General features: G+C 69.6%; 13 protein-coding genes and 1 pseudogene. All 14 read left to right on the forward strand.

The window, feature by feature from the left end; all coding sequences use genetic code 11:
• Positions 1-65: pseudogene (locus A5636_RS26050) on the forward strand (division/cell wall cluster transcriptional repressor MraZ); the annotation flags it as partial.
• Positions 40-1,224, forward strand: coding sequence for a 16S rRNA (cytosine(1402)-N(4))-methyltransferase RsmH (gene rsmH / locus A5636_RS09005; protein ID WP_081287693.1), 1,185 nt, complete (start codon positions 40-42; stop codon positions 1,222-1,224). The pseudogene A5636_RS26050 and the gene rsmH, both read left to right, overlap by 26 nt.
• The gene (locus tag A5636_RS09010; RefSeq protein ID WP_065158338.1) at positions 1,221-2,483 is read left to right on the forward strand and encodes a hypothetical protein; all 1,263 of its coding nucleotides are present in this window, start codon (positions 1,221-1,223) and stop codon (positions 2,481-2,483) included. Before rsmH ends, A5636_RS09010 begins: the two co-directional genes overlap by 4 nt.
• On the forward strand, positions 2,480-4,471 hold the full coding sequence (locus A5636_RS09015) for a peptidoglycan D,D-transpeptidase FtsI family protein (protein WP_065158339.1): 1,992 nt from the start codon (positions 2,480-2,482) through the stop codon (positions 4,469-4,471). Before A5636_RS09010 ends, A5636_RS09015 begins: the two co-directional genes overlap by 4 nt.
• Before the next feature lie 90 nt (positions 4,472-4,561).
• Positions 4,562-6,094 carry a UDP-N-acetylmuramoyl-L-alanyl-D-glutamate--2,6-diaminopimelate ligase gene (locus tag A5636_RS09020; protein WP_155763715.1) on the forward strand — a complete coding sequence of 511 codons (1,533 nt, stop codon included), beginning with the start codon at positions 4,562-4,564 and terminating at the stop codon, positions 6,092-6,094.
• Complete coding sequence (locus tag A5636_RS09025) at positions 6,091-7,626, forward strand: UDP-N-acetylmuramoyl-tripeptide--D-alanyl-D-alanine ligase (protein WP_065158340.1); 1,536 nt, start codon at positions 6,091-6,093, stop codon at positions 7,624-7,626. Before A5636_RS09020 ends, A5636_RS09025 begins: the two co-directional genes overlap by 4 nt.
• Positions 7,623-8,702: a phospho-N-acetylmuramoyl-pentapeptide-transferase gene (mraY, locus tag A5636_RS09030; RefSeq protein ID WP_065158341.1), complete on the forward strand. Its 1,080-nt coding sequence runs from the start codon at positions 7,623-7,625 to the stop codon at positions 8,700-8,702. Before A5636_RS09025 ends, mraY begins: the two co-directional genes overlap by 4 nt.
• Before the next feature lies 1 nt (position 8,703).
• The gene (gene murD / locus A5636_RS09035) at positions 8,704-10,155 is read left to right on the forward strand and encodes a UDP-N-acetylmuramoyl-L-alanine--D-glutamate ligase (RefSeq protein WP_065158342.1); all 1,452 of its coding nucleotides are present in this window, start codon (positions 8,704-8,706) and stop codon (positions 10,153-10,155) included.
• A gap of 5 nt (positions 10,156-10,160) precedes the next feature.
• Complete coding sequence (gene ftsW, locus A5636_RS09040; protein WP_065158343.1) at positions 10,161-11,789, forward strand: putative lipid II flippase FtsW; 1,629 nt, start codon at positions 10,161-10,163, stop codon at positions 11,787-11,789.
• Entirely contained in the window at positions 11,786-13,000 is a 1,215-nt protein-coding gene (gene murG / locus A5636_RS09045) for an undecaprenyldiphospho-muramoylpentapeptide beta-N-acetylglucosaminyltransferase (protein WP_065158344.1), read from the forward strand. Before ftsW ends, murG begins: the two co-directional genes overlap by 4 nt.
• Positions 13,001-13,035: 35 nt before the next feature.
• Entirely contained in the window at positions 13,036-14,451 is a 1,416-nt protein-coding gene (gene murC / locus A5636_RS09050) for a UDP-N-acetylmuramate--L-alanine ligase (protein ID WP_065158391.1), read from the forward strand.
• 29 nt (positions 14,452-14,480) lie between these two features.
• A complete protein-coding gene (locus A5636_RS09055; RefSeq protein WP_437339815.1) occupies positions 14,481-15,527 on the forward strand; it encodes a cell division protein FtsQ/DivIB in 1,047 nt (348 codons plus the stop codon).
• 299 nt (positions 15,528-15,826) lie between these two features.
• Positions 15,827-16,966 (forward strand): cell division protein FtsZ, encoded by a 1,140-nt coding sequence (gene ftsZ, locus A5636_RS09060; RefSeq protein ID WP_065131513.1) that lies wholly within the window; start codon positions 15,827-15,829, stop codon positions 16,964-16,966.
• Positions 16,967-17,066: 100 nt separating this feature from the next.
• A complete protein-coding gene (gene pgeF, locus A5636_RS09065) occupies positions 17,067-17,774 on the forward strand; it encodes a peptidoglycan editing factor PgeF (RefSeq protein WP_065158345.1) in 708 nt (235 codons plus the stop codon).
• The last annotated feature ends 2 nt before the right edge of the window (positions 17,775-17,776 follow it).

A 17,776-nucleotide genomic window follows, 5' to 3' on the forward strand; every position in this document is an offset into this window, starting at 1 on the left:
ATCAGCAAATTCATGAAGAGAACTTCTCCGCGGCCAGCGATGAAGCACTCGGCGACATCTTCTGAGGTGCATGCCTGTGCACCGTGGTCTCTGCCCGAACCGACCCTGGCGTACTTCCCCAACGCCAGGTGCGTCTCGGACAGGGGCCTCGGTGCACGGGCGGGCCGCCAACTAGGCCGCGCCGGCCGGGGAGGGGTCACGATGCCTAACCCCGACGGGTCACGTTCCGGCGCAGGCGATTTCGGTCATGTGCCGGTCATGGCGCAGCGGTGCCTCGAGTTGCTCGGCCCGGCGTTGACCCGCCGTAATGCCGACGGTTCTGGCGCGGTGTTCGTCGATGCCACGCTGGGCGCCGGTGGGCACACCGAACTGTTTCTGACCGAGTTGCCGGGCCTGCGAGTGATCGGACTCGAACGCGACCCAAGCGCGCTGGAAATCGCCGGTAACCGACTGGCCCGCTTCACCGACCGGCTCACCCTGGTACACACCCGCTACGACGGTATCTCCGCAGCTCTTGCCGAATCGGGTTACCGCACAACGGAATCGGTAGACGGTGTGCTGTTCGATCTCGGGGTGTCCTCGATGCAGCTCGATCGTGCCGAGCGGGGATTCGCTTACGCCAAAGACGCACCTCTGGACATGCGGATGGACCCATCTGCGCCGTTGACGGCTGCCGATATCGTCAACACCTACCCCGAGGCCGAGCTGGCCGGCATCCTGCACCGCTACGGTGAGGAGCGGTTCGCCCGCCGCATCGCTGCCCAGATCGTCCGCCGCCGCGCCCGCACCCCGTTCACCTCGACCGCCGAACTGGTCGCCCTGCTGTACGAGGCGATTCCGGCGCCGGCCCGGCGCACCGGCGGGCACCCGGCCAAACGCACCTTCCAGGCGCTGCGCATCGCGGTCAACGATGAACTGGGCTCGCTGCGCGCCGCCGTGCCCGCCGCGCTGGACGCCTTGGCGCTGGACGGGCGCATCGTGGTGCTGGCTTACCAATCCCTTGAAGACCGGATCGTCAAGCGGGCGTTCGCCGACGCGACGGCCTCCCGCACCCCACCGGGGCTCCCGGTCGAACTTCCCGGCCACGGACCGTCATTCACCTCGTTGACGCGGGGAGCGGAACGGGCTGATGCGACCGAAATGGAACGCAACCCACGCAGCACCCCGGTGCGGTTGCGGGCCCTGCGACGAGTCGAGCGGTTGAACGGGAAGGCGGAGGCATGAGCACAAAGCGCGAGGCGACGAAACGCCGCGAGGGCGAGCGTCGCGGTCGACGCACCGGTGCCGCCGGCATGCGTACCCCGGTCGACTCGCCATCGCGCCGCGGCCGGGCCCGGGTCCGGGCCGGGAAGTCCACGGCACCCGCGCGTGAGAGCCGGGCGCCGAGGTCGGGACCGCAGACCAGCCCGATAGCCCGCCCGGTCGACCGGCCGGCGCGCCCCAAGAACGCCAGCCAGGCCAAGGCTCGTTCCAAGGCACGGAAGGCGAAGGCGCCCAAGGTCGTTCGGCCTAAACTGTCCGAACGGTTGGCCGTCCGGCTGGCGCAGATCGACCTGCGGCCGCACACGTTGCTGAACCGGGTCCCGTTCGTCGTACTGGTCATCGGGTCGCTTGGCGTCGGACTGGCTCTGACGCTGTGGTTGTCAACCGATGCCGCCGAACGGTCCTACCAACTCAGCCACGCCCGCGAGCGCACCCGCATGCTGCAACAGCAGAAGGAGGCGCTCGAGCGCGACGTGCGTGAGGCGGAGTCCGCTCCGGCTCTGGCCGAAGCGGCACGCAAGCAGGGCATGATCCCCACCCGGGACACCGCCCATCTTGTCCAGGCCCCGGACGGCAACTGGGTGGTGGTCGGCACACCCAAACCCGCCGACGGCGTTCCACCGCCGCCACTGAACTCCAAGCTGCCCGACGAGGGGCCGCCACCGCCGCCCAAGCCGCCGGTCACGCCACCGGAGGTGGCGGTGCGGGTGCTGCCCGCCCCCGGCGACCCGGCACAGCCTGCCCGGACCGGCCCACAGGTGCTGCTGCGGGGACCCGACGGATCGTCCACGCTGGGCGGTGCGCAACTGCCCGGACTGCCCGCGCTGCCCGGCCAGGCGCCGACCGTCCTGGACCCGTTGCACGGAGCGCCGGGGCAGGTTCCGACCGTGCCGGGCCAGGCGGTGCCGCCGATTCAAGCCGTGCCAGGCCAGGCGGTGCCACAGGTTCAGGCGCCGCCGGTTCAAGCGGTGCCACAGGTTCAGGCCCCGCCGCCGGGTCAAACAACGCCGCCGGCCCAGCTAGCGCCACAGGTTCAGGTAGCGCCGCCTGTTCAGATGCCACCGCCGGTTCCCGCGCCCATCCCGGGAGCGCCGGTCCCCGGATTGCCCACCGCCCCCACCGTTCCCGACGTGCATGGGGTCTCGACGGCGCCGGGCACCGGCGAACAGGTCGTCCCCGCCGCGCCGGTGGCGCCGACCGTGCCAGGGATCCCGCGGTGAGGCGGGACCCGCGGTCAGCAGACCCCCGAGGGGGGTCCCGCAAGTCGCGTGCTACCCAGGACGCCGGTCAACCCAAGCGATCCCGGAAACCGAAGCAAGCCAAGCAGTCTCGCGCCACCGCGCGTCCCGAGACGGGTCACTCCGCCCGTGAGCGGCGCACCCGCCAGGCGGTCGAGGTGGCCAGCCGGGGTGCGTCGTTCGTCTTCCGCCACCGGGCCGGCAACATCGTCATCTGCGTGTTAATGCTGGTGGCCGTATCGCAACTGTTCTATCTGCAGGTTTCCAATGCGCCCCAGCTCAACGCGCAGGCCGCCGGGCAGCTGAAGGTCACCGACGTCGAACGCGCTATTCGCGGCGCCATCATCGACCGTCACAACGACCGGTTGGCCTTCACCATCGAGGCGCGGGCGTTGACGTTCCAGCCCAAGCGGATTCGTGAGCAGCTGGAGGAGGCCCGGAAGAAGTCGCCGCACGCGCCGGACCCGCAGGAGCGGCTCAAGGACATCGCCAAGGAAGTTGCGGGCAAGCTGAACAACAAGCCGGACGCCGCGACCCTGCTCAAGAAGTTGCAGAGCAACGAGACCTTCGTCTACCTGGCCCGTAATGTCGATCCTGCGATCGCACATGCGATTTCGGCTAAATATCCCGAGGTCGGATCGGAGCGCCAGGACCTGCGTCAGTACCCGGGCGGATCACTGGCGGCCAACATCGTCGGCGGCATCGACTGGGACGGGCACGGCCTGCTCGGTCTGGAGGACTCGCTGGACGCGATGCTCGCCGGAACCGACGGCTCGGTCACTTACGACCGCGGCTCCGACGGCGTCGTCATTCCCGGCAGCTACCGCAACCGGCACAAGGCGGTGCATGGATCCACCGTCCAACTCACCCTCGACGACGACATCCAGTTCTACGTCCAGCAGCAGGTACAGCAGGCCAAGGACGTGTCGGGTGCTCACACCGTGTCCGCGGTCGTGCTCGACGCCAAGACCGGCGAAGTGCTGGCCATGGCCAACGACAACACCTTCGACCCGTCACAGGACATCGGCCGCCAGGGCGACCGGCAATTGGGCAACCTGCCGGTGTCCTCGCCCTTCGAGCCGGGTTCGGTGAACAAGATCATCACCGCCGCCTCGGTCATCGAGTACGGGCTGAGCAACCCCGACGAAGTGCTGCAGGTGCCCGGCACCATCTCGATGGGTGGGGTCAACATTCACGACGCCTGGGAGCACGGCGTGATGCCCTACACCACGACCGGTGTCTTCGGGAAGTCGTCCAACGTGGGCACGCTCATGCTGGCGCAGCGGGTGGGGCCCGAACGCTTCTATGACATGGTCCGCAAGTTCGGGCTGGGTCAGCGCACCGGCGTCGGGCTGCCCGGCGAGAGCGCCGGCCTGGTGCCGCCGATCGACCAGTGGTCTGGCAGTACCTTCTCCAATCTTCCGATCGGCCAGGGTGTTTCGATGACCCTGCTACAAATGGCCGGTATGTATCAAACCGTCGCCAACGACGGGGTGCGGATTCCGCCGCGGATCCTCAAGGCCACCGTCGCCGCAGACGGCACCCGCACCGAGGAGCCGCGGCCCGAAGGCGTGCGGGTGGTCTCGGCGCAGACCGCCCAGACGGTGCGTGAGATGTTGCGCGCGGTCGTGCAGAAGGACCCGATGGGCTACCAGCAGGGCACCGGCTCCGCGGCCGCGGTACCCGGTTACCAGATGGCCGGCAAGACCGGAACCGCGCAGCAGATCAACCCCGGTTGCGGTTGCTACTTCGACGACGTCTACTGGATCACCTTCGCGGGCATGGCCACCGTCGACAATCCCCGCTATGTCATCGGCATCATGATGGACAACCCGCAGCGCAACGCCGACGGAACGCCGGGTCACTCGGCGGCGCCGCTGTTCCACAACATTGCGGGCTGGCTGATGCAGCGCGAGAACGTCCCGCTGTCGCCCGACCCGGGACCGCCGCTGACCCTGCAGGCGATGTAGCACTCCGCTGCACCTGGCAGCGCGCCGGAAGGCGCGGTACCGCACCCGGGCTAGGTAGGGTGTCAAGGCTGATCCAAGCGTCGGACGGAGGTGGCGGTGGTGCCTGCGGATCTGCGCCCCAGCGTGGGAGCGGGCGTGCCGCTGGCCACGCTGGCCGCTCAGGTCGGTGCGGAGCTGACCGACCAATCCGGCGGGGCGATCCCCGTCACGGGGGTGACCTTGCGCGGCCAGGACGTGCGCCCGGGTGACTTGTTCGCCGCGCTGCCCGGCTCGGTCACGCACGGTGCACGGCACGCAGGCACGGCGATCGACCGGGGTGCCGTCGCGGTGCTGACCGATGCCGACGGGGTCGCAGAGATGGGTCCGCACGCGGCCGCTGTGCCGGTCCTGGTGCATCCTGCGCCCCGCGGCGTACTGGGCGGGTTGGCCGCCACGGTGTACGGGCGCCCGTCCGACCGGGTGCGGATCGTCGGGATCACCGGCACGTCCGGCAAGACCACCACGACCTACCTGGTGGAGGCGGGTCTGCGGGCTGCCGGCCGGGTGGCCGGCCTGGTCGGCACCATCGGCATCCGCATCGACGGCGCCGACATCCCCAGCGCGCTGACCACCCCGGAGGCGCCCGCGTTGCAAGCCATGTTCGCGGCGATGGCCGAGCGCGGCGTGGACACCGTGGTGATGGAGGTGTCCAGCCACGCGCTGACCCTCGGCCGGGTGGACGGCACTGAATTCACGGTCGGCGCCTTCACCAACCTGTCGCGCGACCACCTGGACTTCCACCCGAGCATGGAAGCGTATTTCGAGGCCAAGGCACTGCTGTTCGACCCGGCGTCGGCACTGCGGGCGCGCACCGTGGTGGTGTGCGTCGACGACGACGCCGGACGTGCCATGGCCGCCCGGGCCGGTGACGCGATCACGGTGAGTGTCACCGATCAGCCCGCGCACTGGCGCGCCGTCGACGTGGCGTCCAGTGGTGCTGCCGGGCAGGAATTCACCGTCATCGACCCCGCCGGCGTGCACCACCGCGTCGCCATCAATCTGCCCGGGCACTACAACGTCGCCAATTCGCTTGTCGCACTGGCTATCCTGGACGTCGTCGGGGTGTCCCCGGAGCAGGCGGCGCCGGGGCTGCGACAGACCCGCGTCCCGGGGCGACTCGAACAGGTCGACCGCGGCCAGGATTTCCTGGCCCTGGTCGACTACGCCCACAAGCCGGGCGCGCTGCGCGCTGTGCTGACCACCCTGACGCGGCCGGGCCGCCGGCTGGCAGTGGTGTTCGGCGCCGGCGGCGACCGCGACCCGGGCAAGCGGGCACCGATGGGCGCGGTGGCCGCCGAACTCGCCGATCTGGTCGTCGTCACCGACGACAACCCCCGAGGCGAAGATCCCGCCGCGATCCGCCGGCAGATCCTGACCGGCGCCGGCAATGGTCCGGCGGTGGTCGAGATCCCCGACCGTCGCGCCGCAATCCGGCACGCGGTGGCCTGGGCCAAGCCTGGTGACGTCGTGCTGATCGCCGGCAAGGGGCATGAGACCGGGCAGCGCGTCGGCGAGGAGACCCGCCCGTTCGACGACCGCACCGAACTCGCCGAAGCGCTGGAAGCCCTGGCGGCGGGCCGATGATCGACCTGACGATCGCCGAGATCGCCGAGATCGTCGGGGGCACCCTGTCCGACATCTCGCCGGAGCGGGCCGCAACCACCCGCGTCACCGGAACCGTCGAATTCGATTCTCGCGCCGTTGGTCCGGGCGGGTTGTTCCTGGCGCTGCCCGGTGCGCGCGCTGACGGACACGATCACGCGGCGGCCGCGGTTTCGGCCGGCGCGGCCGTGGTGCTGGCCGCCCGCCCGGTCGGTGTGCCCGCGATCGTGGTGACTCCGCGGGCTGCGGTCGACGGCCGGGCCGGCGTGCTCGAACACGACGCCGACGGATCGGGTGCCGCGGTGCTGGCCGGGTTGGCCCGGCTGGCCCGGGCGGTGGCCGCCGAACTGGTCGCAGGCGGCCTGACCATCATCGGGATCACCGGATCCTCGGGTAAGACGTCCACCAAGGACCTGGTAGCCGCGGTGTTGGCGCCGCTGGGCGAGGTGGTCGCTCCGCCCGGATCGTTCAACAACGAGCTCGGACACCCCTGGACGGTGCTGCGCGCGACCCGGGCCACCGATTACCTGGTTCTGGAGATGTCGGCGCGCCATCCCGGCAACATCGCCGCGCTGGCCGAGATCGCAACGCCGTCCATCGGTGTGGTCCTCAACGTCGGCACCGCCCACCTGGGTGAGTTCGGTTCCCGGGAGGCCATCGCACGCACCAAATCCGAACTGGCCCAAGCTGTTCCGCCGCCCGGAGTGGTCATCCTCAACGCCGACGACCCGGCCGTGGCGGCAATGGCGGCCGTCACCTCGGCCCGCGTGGTCCGGGTCAGCCGCACCAGCGACGGCGACATCTGGGCCGGCCCGGTGACGCTCGACGAACTCGCCAGGCCGCAGTTCACCCTCCATGCCGGCGCCACAGCAGCCGAGGTCCGGCTCGGGGTCTTCGGCGACCATCAGGTCAGCAACGCGCTGTGCGCAGGGGCGGTCGCACTGGAATGCGGCGCCGGCGTCGAGCAAGTAGCGGCCGCGCTCGCGGGAGCGGGACCGGTGTCGCGACGCCGCATGCACGTCACCACCCGCGCCGACGGCGTGACCGTGATCGACGACGCGTACAACGCCAATCCTGACTCGATGCGGGCCGGCCTGCAGGCACTGGCCTGGATTGCGCGCGGGGGCGCAGACCCCGCCGGCGAAAACCGCCGCAGCTGGGCGGTATTGGGAGAGATGGCCGAGCTCGGGGAGGACGCCATATCCGAGCACGATCGCATCGGCCGGCTCGCGGTGCGATTAGATGTGTCTCGACTCGTTGTCGTGGGAACCGGGAGGCCGATGAGCGCCATGCACCAAGGAGCTGTGATGGAGGGCTCCTGGGGGAGTGAGGCCGTCAACGTGGCAGACCGCGACGCCGCGCTTGCGCTGCTGCGCGCCGAGCTGCGGCCCGGGGACGTGGTGCTGGTCAAGGCGTCCAACTCGGCCGGTCTGGGGGCACTCGCCGACGCGCTCGCCGCCGACAGTGCCGATGAAGTCGCCGACAGTGCCGACGAGGGAGCCGCGCGGCCGTGAGACAGATCTTGATCGCCGTCGCCATCGCGGCGACCGTGTCCATCCTGCTCACGCCGGCACTGATCCGGATGTTCACCCGACAGGGCTTCGGCCACCAGGTCCGCGAGGACGGCCCCCCGACCCACAAAGGCAAACGTGGGACCCCGTCGATGGGCGGCGTGGCCATCCTGGCCGGCATCTGGGCCGGCTACCTCGGTACCCACCTCGCCGGATTGGCGTTCGACGGCGAAGGCATATCCGCCTCGGGTCTGCTGGTGTTGGGCCTGGCCACCGCGCTGGGCGGCGTCGGATTCATCGACGACATGATCAAGATCCGCCGATCGCGCAACCTCGGCCTGAACAAGACCGCCAAAGCCCTCGGGCAGATCGCCGCCGCCGTGCTGTTCGCGGTGCTCGTGCTGCAGTTCCCGAACAACGCCGGCCTGACCCCGGCCAGCGCCGACCTGTCCTACGTGCGCGAGATTGCCACCGTCACGTTCGCGCCCGCGGTGTTCGTGCTGTTCTGCGTCATCGTGGTCAGCGCCTGGTCGAACGCGGTCAACTTCACCGACGGCCTGGACGGCCTGGCCGCGGGCTGCATGGCGATGGTCACCGGCGCCTACGTGTTGATCACCTTCTGGCAGTACCGCAACGCCTGCGTCACCGCGCCGGGCCTGGCCTGCTACAACGTGCGGGACCCGTTGGACCTGGCGTTGATCGCCGCCGCCACGGCGGGGGCCTGCATCGGCTTCCTGTGGTGGAACGCCGCGCCCGCCAAGATCTTCATGGGTGACACCGGGTCGCTGGCGCTCGGTGGCATCATCGCCGGACTGTCAGTGACCAGCCGCACTGAGATGCTGGCCGTTGTGCTGGGTTCGTTGTTCGTCGCCGAGGTGACCTCGGTGGTGCTGCAGATCCTGGCCTTCCGCACTACCGGCCGACGGGTCTTCCGGATGGCGCCTTTCCATCACCATTTCGAGCTGGTCGGCTGGGCCGAAACCACGGTGATCATCCGGTTCTGGTTGCTCACCGCAATCACCTGCGGTCTGGGCGTGGCCCTGTTCTACGGTGAGTGGCTCTCCACGATCGGTGCCTGAGGTGCTGGACCCGTTGGCGCCCGGTGCGCCGGTGCTGATTGCCGGTGCGCGGGTGACCGGCCGGGCGGTGCTGGCGGCGTTGGCCCGCTTCGGTGCCGTGCCGACACTGTGCGACGACGATCCCGCCATGCTGGCGCCGCATGCCGAGAACGGCGTCGCCACGCTGGATCCGGTGGCCGCGATTGCCCGGATCCGCGAATTCCAGCTGGTGGTGACCAGTCCCGGCTTCCAGCCGTCCACGCCTGTGCTGGCCGCCGCCACCGAGGCGGGCGTACCGATCTGGGGTGATGTGGAGCTGGCTTGGCGGCTCGACTCGGCGGAACACTACGGGCCGCCGCGCCGCTGGCTTGCGGTCACCGGCACCAACGGCAAGACCACCACCACTTCGATGCTGCACGAGATGCTGCTGGCCGGGGGGCTGCGCAGCGTAGTGTGCGGCAACATCGGTGACCCGGTACTCGATGTGCTCGACCGGCCTGCCGAGGTGCTTGCCGTGGAGCTGTCCAGCTTCCAGCTGTACTGGGCGCCGTCGTTGCGACCCGAGGCGGGCGTGGTGCTCAACATCGCCGAAGACCATCTGGATTGGCATCACACCATGGCCGACTACACCGCGGCCAAGGCCCGGGTGCTGACCGGCCGGGTCGCCGTCGTCGGGCTGGACGACGCCCGGGCGGCTGCACTGCGAGACACCGCCCGAGCCCCCATCCGGGTCGGCTTCCGGCTCGGCGAACCGGGCCCGGGAGAGCTCGGTGTACGCGCCGGGCAGCTCGTCGACCGTGCCTTCGCCGATGATCTGTCGTTGTTGCCGGTGGATTCGATACCGGTTCCGGGTCCGGTCGGCGTCCTCGACGCCCTGGCGGCCGCGGCGCTGGCGCGCAGCGTCGGGGTGTCCGCCGAGGCAATCGCGGCGGCACTGGCCGGATTCCGGCCCGGCCGGCATCGCTCGGAAATCGTCGCCGTCGTCGGCGGCGTGACCTATGTCGACGATTCCAAGGCCACCAACCCGCACGCCGCCGAGGCTTCCGTGCTGGCCTACCCCCGGGTGGTGTGGTTGGCCGGCGGCATGCTCAAGGGCGCGTCCGTTTACGCGGAGGTCGCTCGCATCGCACCGCGGCTGGTCGGAGCGGTGCTGATCGGCCGCGACCGCGCAGAGGTTGCCGAGGCGTTATCACGACACGCGCCCGATGTCCCCGTCGTTCAGGTTGTTACAGGCGAGGATGTTGAGATGCATGCGACTGCTGGGGCTCCTGTTGCAAATGTGACACAAGTGAATAACGTCGGCGAGACTGTCGGCGCTCGCGTGATGGACGCCGCGGTAGCCGCGGCCCGGGACATGGCCAAACCCGGCGACACAGTGCTACTGGCGCCCGCGGGCGCATCGTTCGACCAGTTCAGCGGATACGCCGCACGTGGCGACGCCTTCGCGGCCGCCGTACGCGCCGCGGTCCGGTAGGCGGTGTGGGTAACGCACTGACCCGGCGGCTGCGCCGGGACAAGGCAGAAAAGGCAAGCGTCGACGCCGCACCCGAGGCCGAGCCTGCGGTCGACGCCACGCAGACCGACGACACGGTCCCCGACAAAGCGCCGGAGAAGGAAAAGGCCGCGCCCAAGGTTGAGTCCAGCGGTCCGCGCTCCCGGTTCGGCGCCTGGCTGGGCCGTCCCATGACGTCGTTTCACCTGATCATCGCCGTCGCAGCGTTGTTGACCACGCTGGGCCTGATCATGGTCCTGTCGGCGTCGGGGGTGCGTTCCTACGACGACGACGGGTCGGCATGGGTGATCTTCGGCAAGCAGGTGATGTGGACGGTCGTGGGCCTGATCGGCTGTTATGTCGCCCTGCGGATGTCGGTGCAGTTCATGCGGCGGATCGCCTTCACCAGCTTCGCGTTCACCATCGTGTTGCTGATCCTGGTGCTGGTCCCCGGGATCGGCAAAGAGGCCAACGGCTCCCGCGGCTGGTTCGTGGTTGCCGGCTTCTCCATGCAGCCATCCGAGCTGACCAAAATGGCGTTCGCGATCTGGGGTGCACATCTGCTGGCCGCCAGGCGCATGGAACGCGCCTCGCTGCGCGAGATGCTGATCCCGTTGGTGCCGGCCGCGATCGTGGCGCTCACACTGATCGTCCTGCAGCCTGACCTGGGACAGACGGTCTCGCTGGGCATCATTCTGTTGGGGCTGCTGTGGTACGCCGGCTTCCCGCTGCGGGTGTTCCTTTCCTCCCTGGCGCTGGTATTCGTCGCCGGCGGAATCCTGGCCGTTTCCGCCGGGTATCGCTCCGACCGGGTGCGATCCTGGCTGAACCCCGAAGACGACCCGATGGACTCGGGTTACCAGGCCAGACAGGCCAAGTACGCACTGGCCCACGGCGGCATTTTCGGTGACGGACTGGGGCAGGGCGTGGCCAAGTGGAACTACCTGCCCAACGCGCACAACGACTTCATCTTCGCGATCATCGGCGAGGAGTTGGGCCTGATCGGGGCGGTGGGCCTGCTCGGGCTGTTCGGGCTCTTCGCCTACACCGGCATGCGGATCGCGCGGCGCTCGGCCGACCCGTTCCTGCGGCTGTTGACCGCGACGACGACGCTGTGGGTGCTGGGACAGGCATTCATCAACATCGGCTACGTGATCGGTCTGTTGCCGGTCACCGGCCTGCAGCTGCCGTTGATTTCGGCGGGTGGTACGTCGACTGCGGCGACGTTGACCCAAATCGGCATCATCGCGAGCGCGGCCCGGCACGAGCCCGAAGCGGTGGCCGCGTTGCGAGCCGGGCGCGACGACAAGGTGAACCGCTTGCTGCGGTTGCCGCTGCCGGCGCCGTACGTGCCAACCCGCCTGGAGGCGTTCCGCGACCGCAAGCGACCGCAACCGAGACCTGGGCCGCAACCCGCACGTCGAGCATCCCGCGAGGCGCCGCGGCGGGCCACCGGCCGACCGCAGCAGGCGGCGGCCCGGGCCGCGGATCGGCCGAACCGGCGATCTGGAGGTACCGGCCATTTGCGGGAAAGGCAAAATGGAGCTGGTCAGCAGTACGCCGGGCCCCGTCGCAGCCGGCGCGTACGCGCATTGGAAGGTCAACGTTACGGGTGAATGACCAGCTCAGGCAGTCTGCCGGCGGGCAAGGGGTGAGTCCCCTGCCCGCCGGTGCCGCGTTATCGGTGGTGCTGGCCGGCGGGGGGACCGCCGGACATGTGGAACCCGCGATGGCCGTCGCCGACGCGCTGACCGCACTTGACCCGCGGGTCCGGATCACCGCACTGGGCACCGCCCGCGGGCTGGAAACGCGCTTGGTGCCGGAACGCGGCTACCACCTAGAGCTGATCACCCCGGTGCCGTTGCCGCGCAAACCCAGCGTCGACCTGGCCCGGCTGCCACCGAGGGTGTGGCGCGCGGTGCGCGAGACCCGTGCGGTGCTCGACGACGTCGCCGCCGACGTCGTCATCGGATTCGGCGGCTACGTCGCGCTACCTGCCTACCTCGCGGCCCGCGGGTTGCCGGGGCGCCGTCGTCGGCGCATTCCGGTAGTGATCCACGAGGCCAACGCGCGGGCGGGCATCGCCAACCGGGTCGGTGCCCGCACCGCGGACCGCATCCTGTCCGCGGTGCCGGATTCGGGCCTGCGCCGCGCGGAGGTGGTCGGGGTACCGGTGCGCGCAACCATCACCGGGCTGGACCGCGTGGCATTGCGCGCCGAAGCACGTGCCCACTTCGGCTTCCCCGAGGATGCCCGTGTGCTGCTGGTATTCGGAGGTTCGCAGGGCGCGGTTTCCCTGAACCGGGCGGTATCGGCTGCCGCCGCGGACCTCGCCGCGGCCGGTGTGTCCGTCCTGCACGCGCACGGCCCTAAGAACACCCTGGAGTTGCGCACGCCCGAGCCCGGCGACCCGCCCTACATCGCGGTGCCCTACCTGGACCGCATGGACCTCGCCTACTCGGCGGCCGACTTGGCGATCTGCCGGTCCGGGGCGATGACGGTGGCCGAAGTGTCGGCCGTCGGGCTGCCGGCCATCTACGTACCCCTGCCGATCGGCAACGGCGAGCAGCGGCTCAACGCGCTGCCGGTGGTCAACGCGGGCGGCGGCATGCTGGTCGCCGACCCGGACCTGACACCGGACTTGGTGGCGCGGGAGGTAGCGGGCCTGCTCACCGACGCGCCGCGGCTGGCGGCGATGACGGCCGCGGCGGCACAGGTCGGGCACCGCGACGCGGCGCAGCAGGTGGCCCGGGCGGCGCTGGACCTGGCGCGACAGGGCCGCATCGGCGTGCTGCCCGCCGTCCCCGAGTCCGGGGTGGGCTCGTGAGCGAGCAGCTGCCCGCCGAATTGCAGCGGGTGCACATGGTCGGTATCGGCGGGGCGGGCATGTCGGGCGTGGCGCGCATCCTGCTCGACCGCGGCGGGCTGGTCTCGGGCTCAGATGCCAAGGAGTCGCGCGGCATCCATGCGTTGCGGGCGCGCGGCGCTTTGATCCGTATTGGTCATGACGCGTCGTCGCTGGACCTGCTGCCCGGCGGCGTCACCGCCGTGATCACCACTCACGCCGCTATTCCGAAGACCAACCCCGAGCTCGTCGAGGCTCGGCGCCGCGGCATTCCGGTGGTGTTGCGGCCGGCCGTGCTGGCCAAGCTGATGGCCGGCCGGACCACGTTGATGGTCACCGGCACCCACGGCAAGACCACGACCACCTCGATGCTGATCGTCGCGCTGCAGCACTGCGGGCGCGATCCGTCGTTCGCGGTGGGTGGCGAGCTGGGGGAGGCCGGGACCAACGCCCACCACGGCAGCGGTGACTACTTCGTCGCCGAGGCGGACGAAAGCGACGGCACGCTGCTCGAATACACGCCAAATGTCGCCGTGGTCACCAACATCGAATCGGACCACCTGGACTTCTACGGCAGCACCGACGCCTATGTCGGGGTATTCGATTCGTTCGTCGAGCGGCTCGCCCCCGGGGGCGCCCTGGTGGTGTGCACCGACGACCCGGGCTCGGCCGCGCTGGCCCAGCGCACGGGTGAGCTCGGTATCCGGGTCCTGCGCTACGGCTCTACCGGTGACGATCTTGCTGCGCGGCTGTTGTCATGGGAGCAACAGGGCACCGAAGCGATAGCCCATATTCAGTTGGCCGGCGAGCCGCAACAGCGGGTGATGCGGCTGTCGGTGCCGGGCCGGCACATGGCGCTCAACGCGCTGGCCGCGCTGTTGGCCGCCACCGAGATCGGCGCGCCGACAGACGACGTGCTGGACGGCCTGGCCGCGTTCGAAGGGGTGCGTCGGCGATTCGAGCTGGTGGGTACCGCCAACGGGGTGCGGGTGTTCGACGATTACGCCCACCATCCGACCGAGATCAGCGCGACGCTGGCGGCGGTACGAGCGCTGGTTCAGCAGACCGGGGGCGGGCGGTCATTGGTTGTCTTTCAACCCCACTTGTATTCGCGCACAAAAGCTTTCGCGCAGGAGTTTGGACACGCCCTGAACGGCGCCGACGAGGTGTTCGTGCTCGACGTGTACGGTGCCCGCGAACAACCGCTGGCCGGCATCAGCGGAGCCAGCGTCGCCGCGTACGTCAGCGTGCCCGTCCACTACCTGCCGAACTTCTCGGCGGTGGCGCGGTACGTGGCGGCCGCCGCGGGTCCCGGCGATGTGATCGTGACCATGGGCGCGGGCGATGTGACGATGCTGGGCCCTGAGATCGTGACCGCGCTGCGGGTGCGGGCCAACCGCGGCGCGCCTGGCCGGCCGGGGATCTTGCAGTGACCGAGCCCCCCGACGGTCAACCGACCGACCTGGTCGCAGACGGGCCGGCGCAGGAGCCGCCGGCCGATTCCGCCGCGGCCCGCGAGGGCGGCGCGACCAGCGCGTCCAGCGGGGCAGGTGAGGGCGCGGAGGCGGCCACTGAACCCATCGCCACCACGAAAACGCCGGAGCCGGTCAAGGAACAGACCAAGGAACAGGCCAAGGAACCGGCCAGGGAACAGACCAACGAACCCGCCAAGGAACCCGCCGAGGAAGAGGATTTCGAGGGTCCGCGCCGGCGCGCTCGCCGGGAACGCGCCGAACGCCGCGCCGCTCAGGATCGCGCCACCGCGATCGAACATGCCCGCCGCGAGGCCAAGCGCCGCGCCCGCGGGCATGCCTACACCGAACCCAAACCGGTCGCGCGCGGTGTGGTGCGGGGTTTGCGGATGATGCTGGCGACCGTGCTGCTGCTAGTGCTGGGCATCGGGCTGGCACTGATCCTCTATTTCACGCCGGCGATGTCGGCCCGCACCATCGTCGTCACCGGGACCGGCGTGGTGACCCGCGAGGACGTACTCGATGCCGCGCAGGTGCGCGTCGGCACGCCGCTGCTGCAGATCAACACCAGTGAGGTCGCGGATCGGGTGGCCGCAATCCGACGGGTGGCCAGCGCCCGGGTGCAGCGACAGTATCCGTCCGCGCTGCGGATCACCATCGTGGAGCGGGTGCCGGTGGTGGTGAAGGACTTTCCCGACGGCCCGCACTTGTTCGACCGCGACGGGGTGGATTTCGCGACCGACCCGCCGCCACCGGCGCTGCCTTATATCGACGTCGAGAACCCGGGGCCGACGGACCCGGCCACCTTGGCCGCGTTGAAGGTGCTGACCGCACTGCGACCGGAAGTCGCGGGGCAGGTCGGTCGTATCGCGGCACCGTCGGTGTCGTCGATCACGCTCACGCTCTCTGATGGGCGGGTAGTGATTTGGGGGACTACCGACCGGGCCGACGAGAAGGCCGAGAAACTGGCCGCGCTGTTAACTCAGCCGGGTCGCACCTACGACGTGTCCAGTCCCGACCTGCCGACAGTCAAGTAGCGCTCCCCAGCGCCTAGCGCCCACCCTCGCGCGCCCAGCCTCGCGCCGAGCGTGAAGCCAGCCTCACGCTCGGCGTCGAATGTGAAGCTGCCTTCACGCTCGGCGCAACCGAAAAATCCGTGTGGCGTGTCGGCGCGCCTGCACGGCTAGCGCCCGTCGTACCCATACGGTTCTGGTTACGCGGAACTACTTGACATAACTCTAACTCTATGGTTGAGGTTGAGGGTTTTGCAAGCAGACACACCGGAACTTTTCGAGCAGACCCAGGGAACTGAATCCGTCAGGGAGGAAGACGAATGATGACCCCCCCACACAACTATCTGGCCGTCATAAAGGTCGTGGGTATCGGTGGTGGCGGCGTCAATGCCGTCAACCGAATGATCGAGCAAGGCCTCAAAGGCGTCGAATTCATCGCGATCAACACCGACGCGCAGGCCTTGTTGATGAGCGACGCCGACGTCAAGTTGGACGTCGGCCGCGACTCCACCCGCGGCCTGGGCGCCGGTGCTGACCCCGAAGTGGGGAAGAAAGCCGCCGAGGACGCCAAAGAAGAGATCGAGGAACTGCTGCGCGGCGCCGACATGGTGTTCGTCACCGCGGGCGAAGGTGGCGGCACCGGCACCGGCGGTGCGCCCGTCGTCGCCAGCATTGCCCGCAAACTCGGCGCGTTGACCGTAGGCGTGGTGACCCGGCCGTTCTCCTTCGAGGGCAAGCGGCGTAGTAATCAGGCCGAGAACGGCATCGCCGCCCTGCGGGAAAGCTGCGACACCCTGATCGTGATCCCCAACGACCGACTGCTGCAGATGGGCGATGCGGCCGTGTCGTTGATGGACGCCTTCCGCAGCGCCGATGAAGTACTGCTCAACGGCGTCCAGGGCATCACCGATCTGATCACCACGCCGGGCTTGATCAACGTCGACTTCGCCGACGTCAAAGGCATCATGTCCGGCGCCGGCACCGCCCTGATGGGCATCGGTTCGGCGCGCGGCGAGGGGCGTTCGCTCAAAGCCGCCGAGATCGCCATCAACTCGCCGCTGCTGGAAGCCTCGATGGAGGGCGCCCAGGGCGTGCTGATGTCGATCGCCGGTGGTAGTGACCTGGGCCTCTTCGAGATCAACGAGGCCGCTTCGCTGGTGCAGGACGCCGCGCATCAAGACGCCAACATCATCTTCGGCACCGTGATCGACGACTCGCTCGGTGACGAGGTGCGCGTCACCGTGATCGCGGCCGGCTTTGACGCGGGTCCGGGCCGCACGCCGGTCACCGGCACCGAGACCGGGGGGGCCCACCGCATCGAGTCGGCCAAGGCCGGCAAGCTCACCTCGACCCTGTTCGAGCCGGTCGACGCCGTCAGTGTGCCGATTCACACCAACGGCGCGACTTTGAGCATCGGTGGTGACGACGACGACGTCGATGTGCCGCCCTTCATGCGCCGCTGAAGTCTCGGTTTGCTTGCCAGTGCGCGACAAACCGGCGTCAAAACACTGCGGCCCGACGTCGATGCAGCATGGCAGACAGCCGCGTCCGGATACTGGGCACGTGAGCGTTCGCATCCGCCGGGTCACCACCACCCGGGCGGGCGGTGTATCGAAACCGCCGTTCGACACCTTCAATCTCGGCGACCACGTCGGAGACGACCCGAAAGCCGTGCGGGCCAACCGATCCCGGCTGATCAAGGCCACCGGGCTGCCCGCTGACCGGGTGGTGTGGATGAACCAGGTGCACGGCACCCGGATTGAGGTTGTCGACGCACCGCCGGGCGCGCCCGTCGCCGACACCGACAGTGTGGTGACCGCGACGCCTCGATTGGCTCTGGCAGTGGTGACAGCTGACTGTGTCCCGGTCCTGCTGGCCGACGCGCGCGCCGGTGTCGTCGCGGCCGTGCACGCCGGTCGCGTCGGCGCCCAGAATGGCGTGGTGCCCCGGGCGGTGGAGGAGATGCAGAGATTGGGTGCGCACACCGCTGACATCTCGGCCCTGCTGGGGCCAGCGGTCAGCGGCCGCAACTACGAGGTGCCGGAGGCCATGGCCGCCGAGGTGGAGGCGGCGCTGCCTGGCAGTCGCACGACCACCGCCGCGGGTACCCCGGGACTGGACCTGCGCGCCGGAATCGCCCGGCAGCTACACGATTTGGGCGTGCCGTCCATCGAGGTCGACCCGCGCTGCACGGTGGCCGACCCGACGCTGTTCAGCCACCGGCGCGCTGCGCCGACCGGCCGGCTGGCGTCGCTGGTGTGGATGGAATGACT

It is taken from the genome of Mycobacterium asiaticum, assembly GCF_001673315.1.
Classification (GTDB): Bacteria; Actinomycetota; Actinomycetes; order Mycobacteriales; family Mycobacteriaceae; genus Mycobacterium; species Mycobacterium asiaticum_B.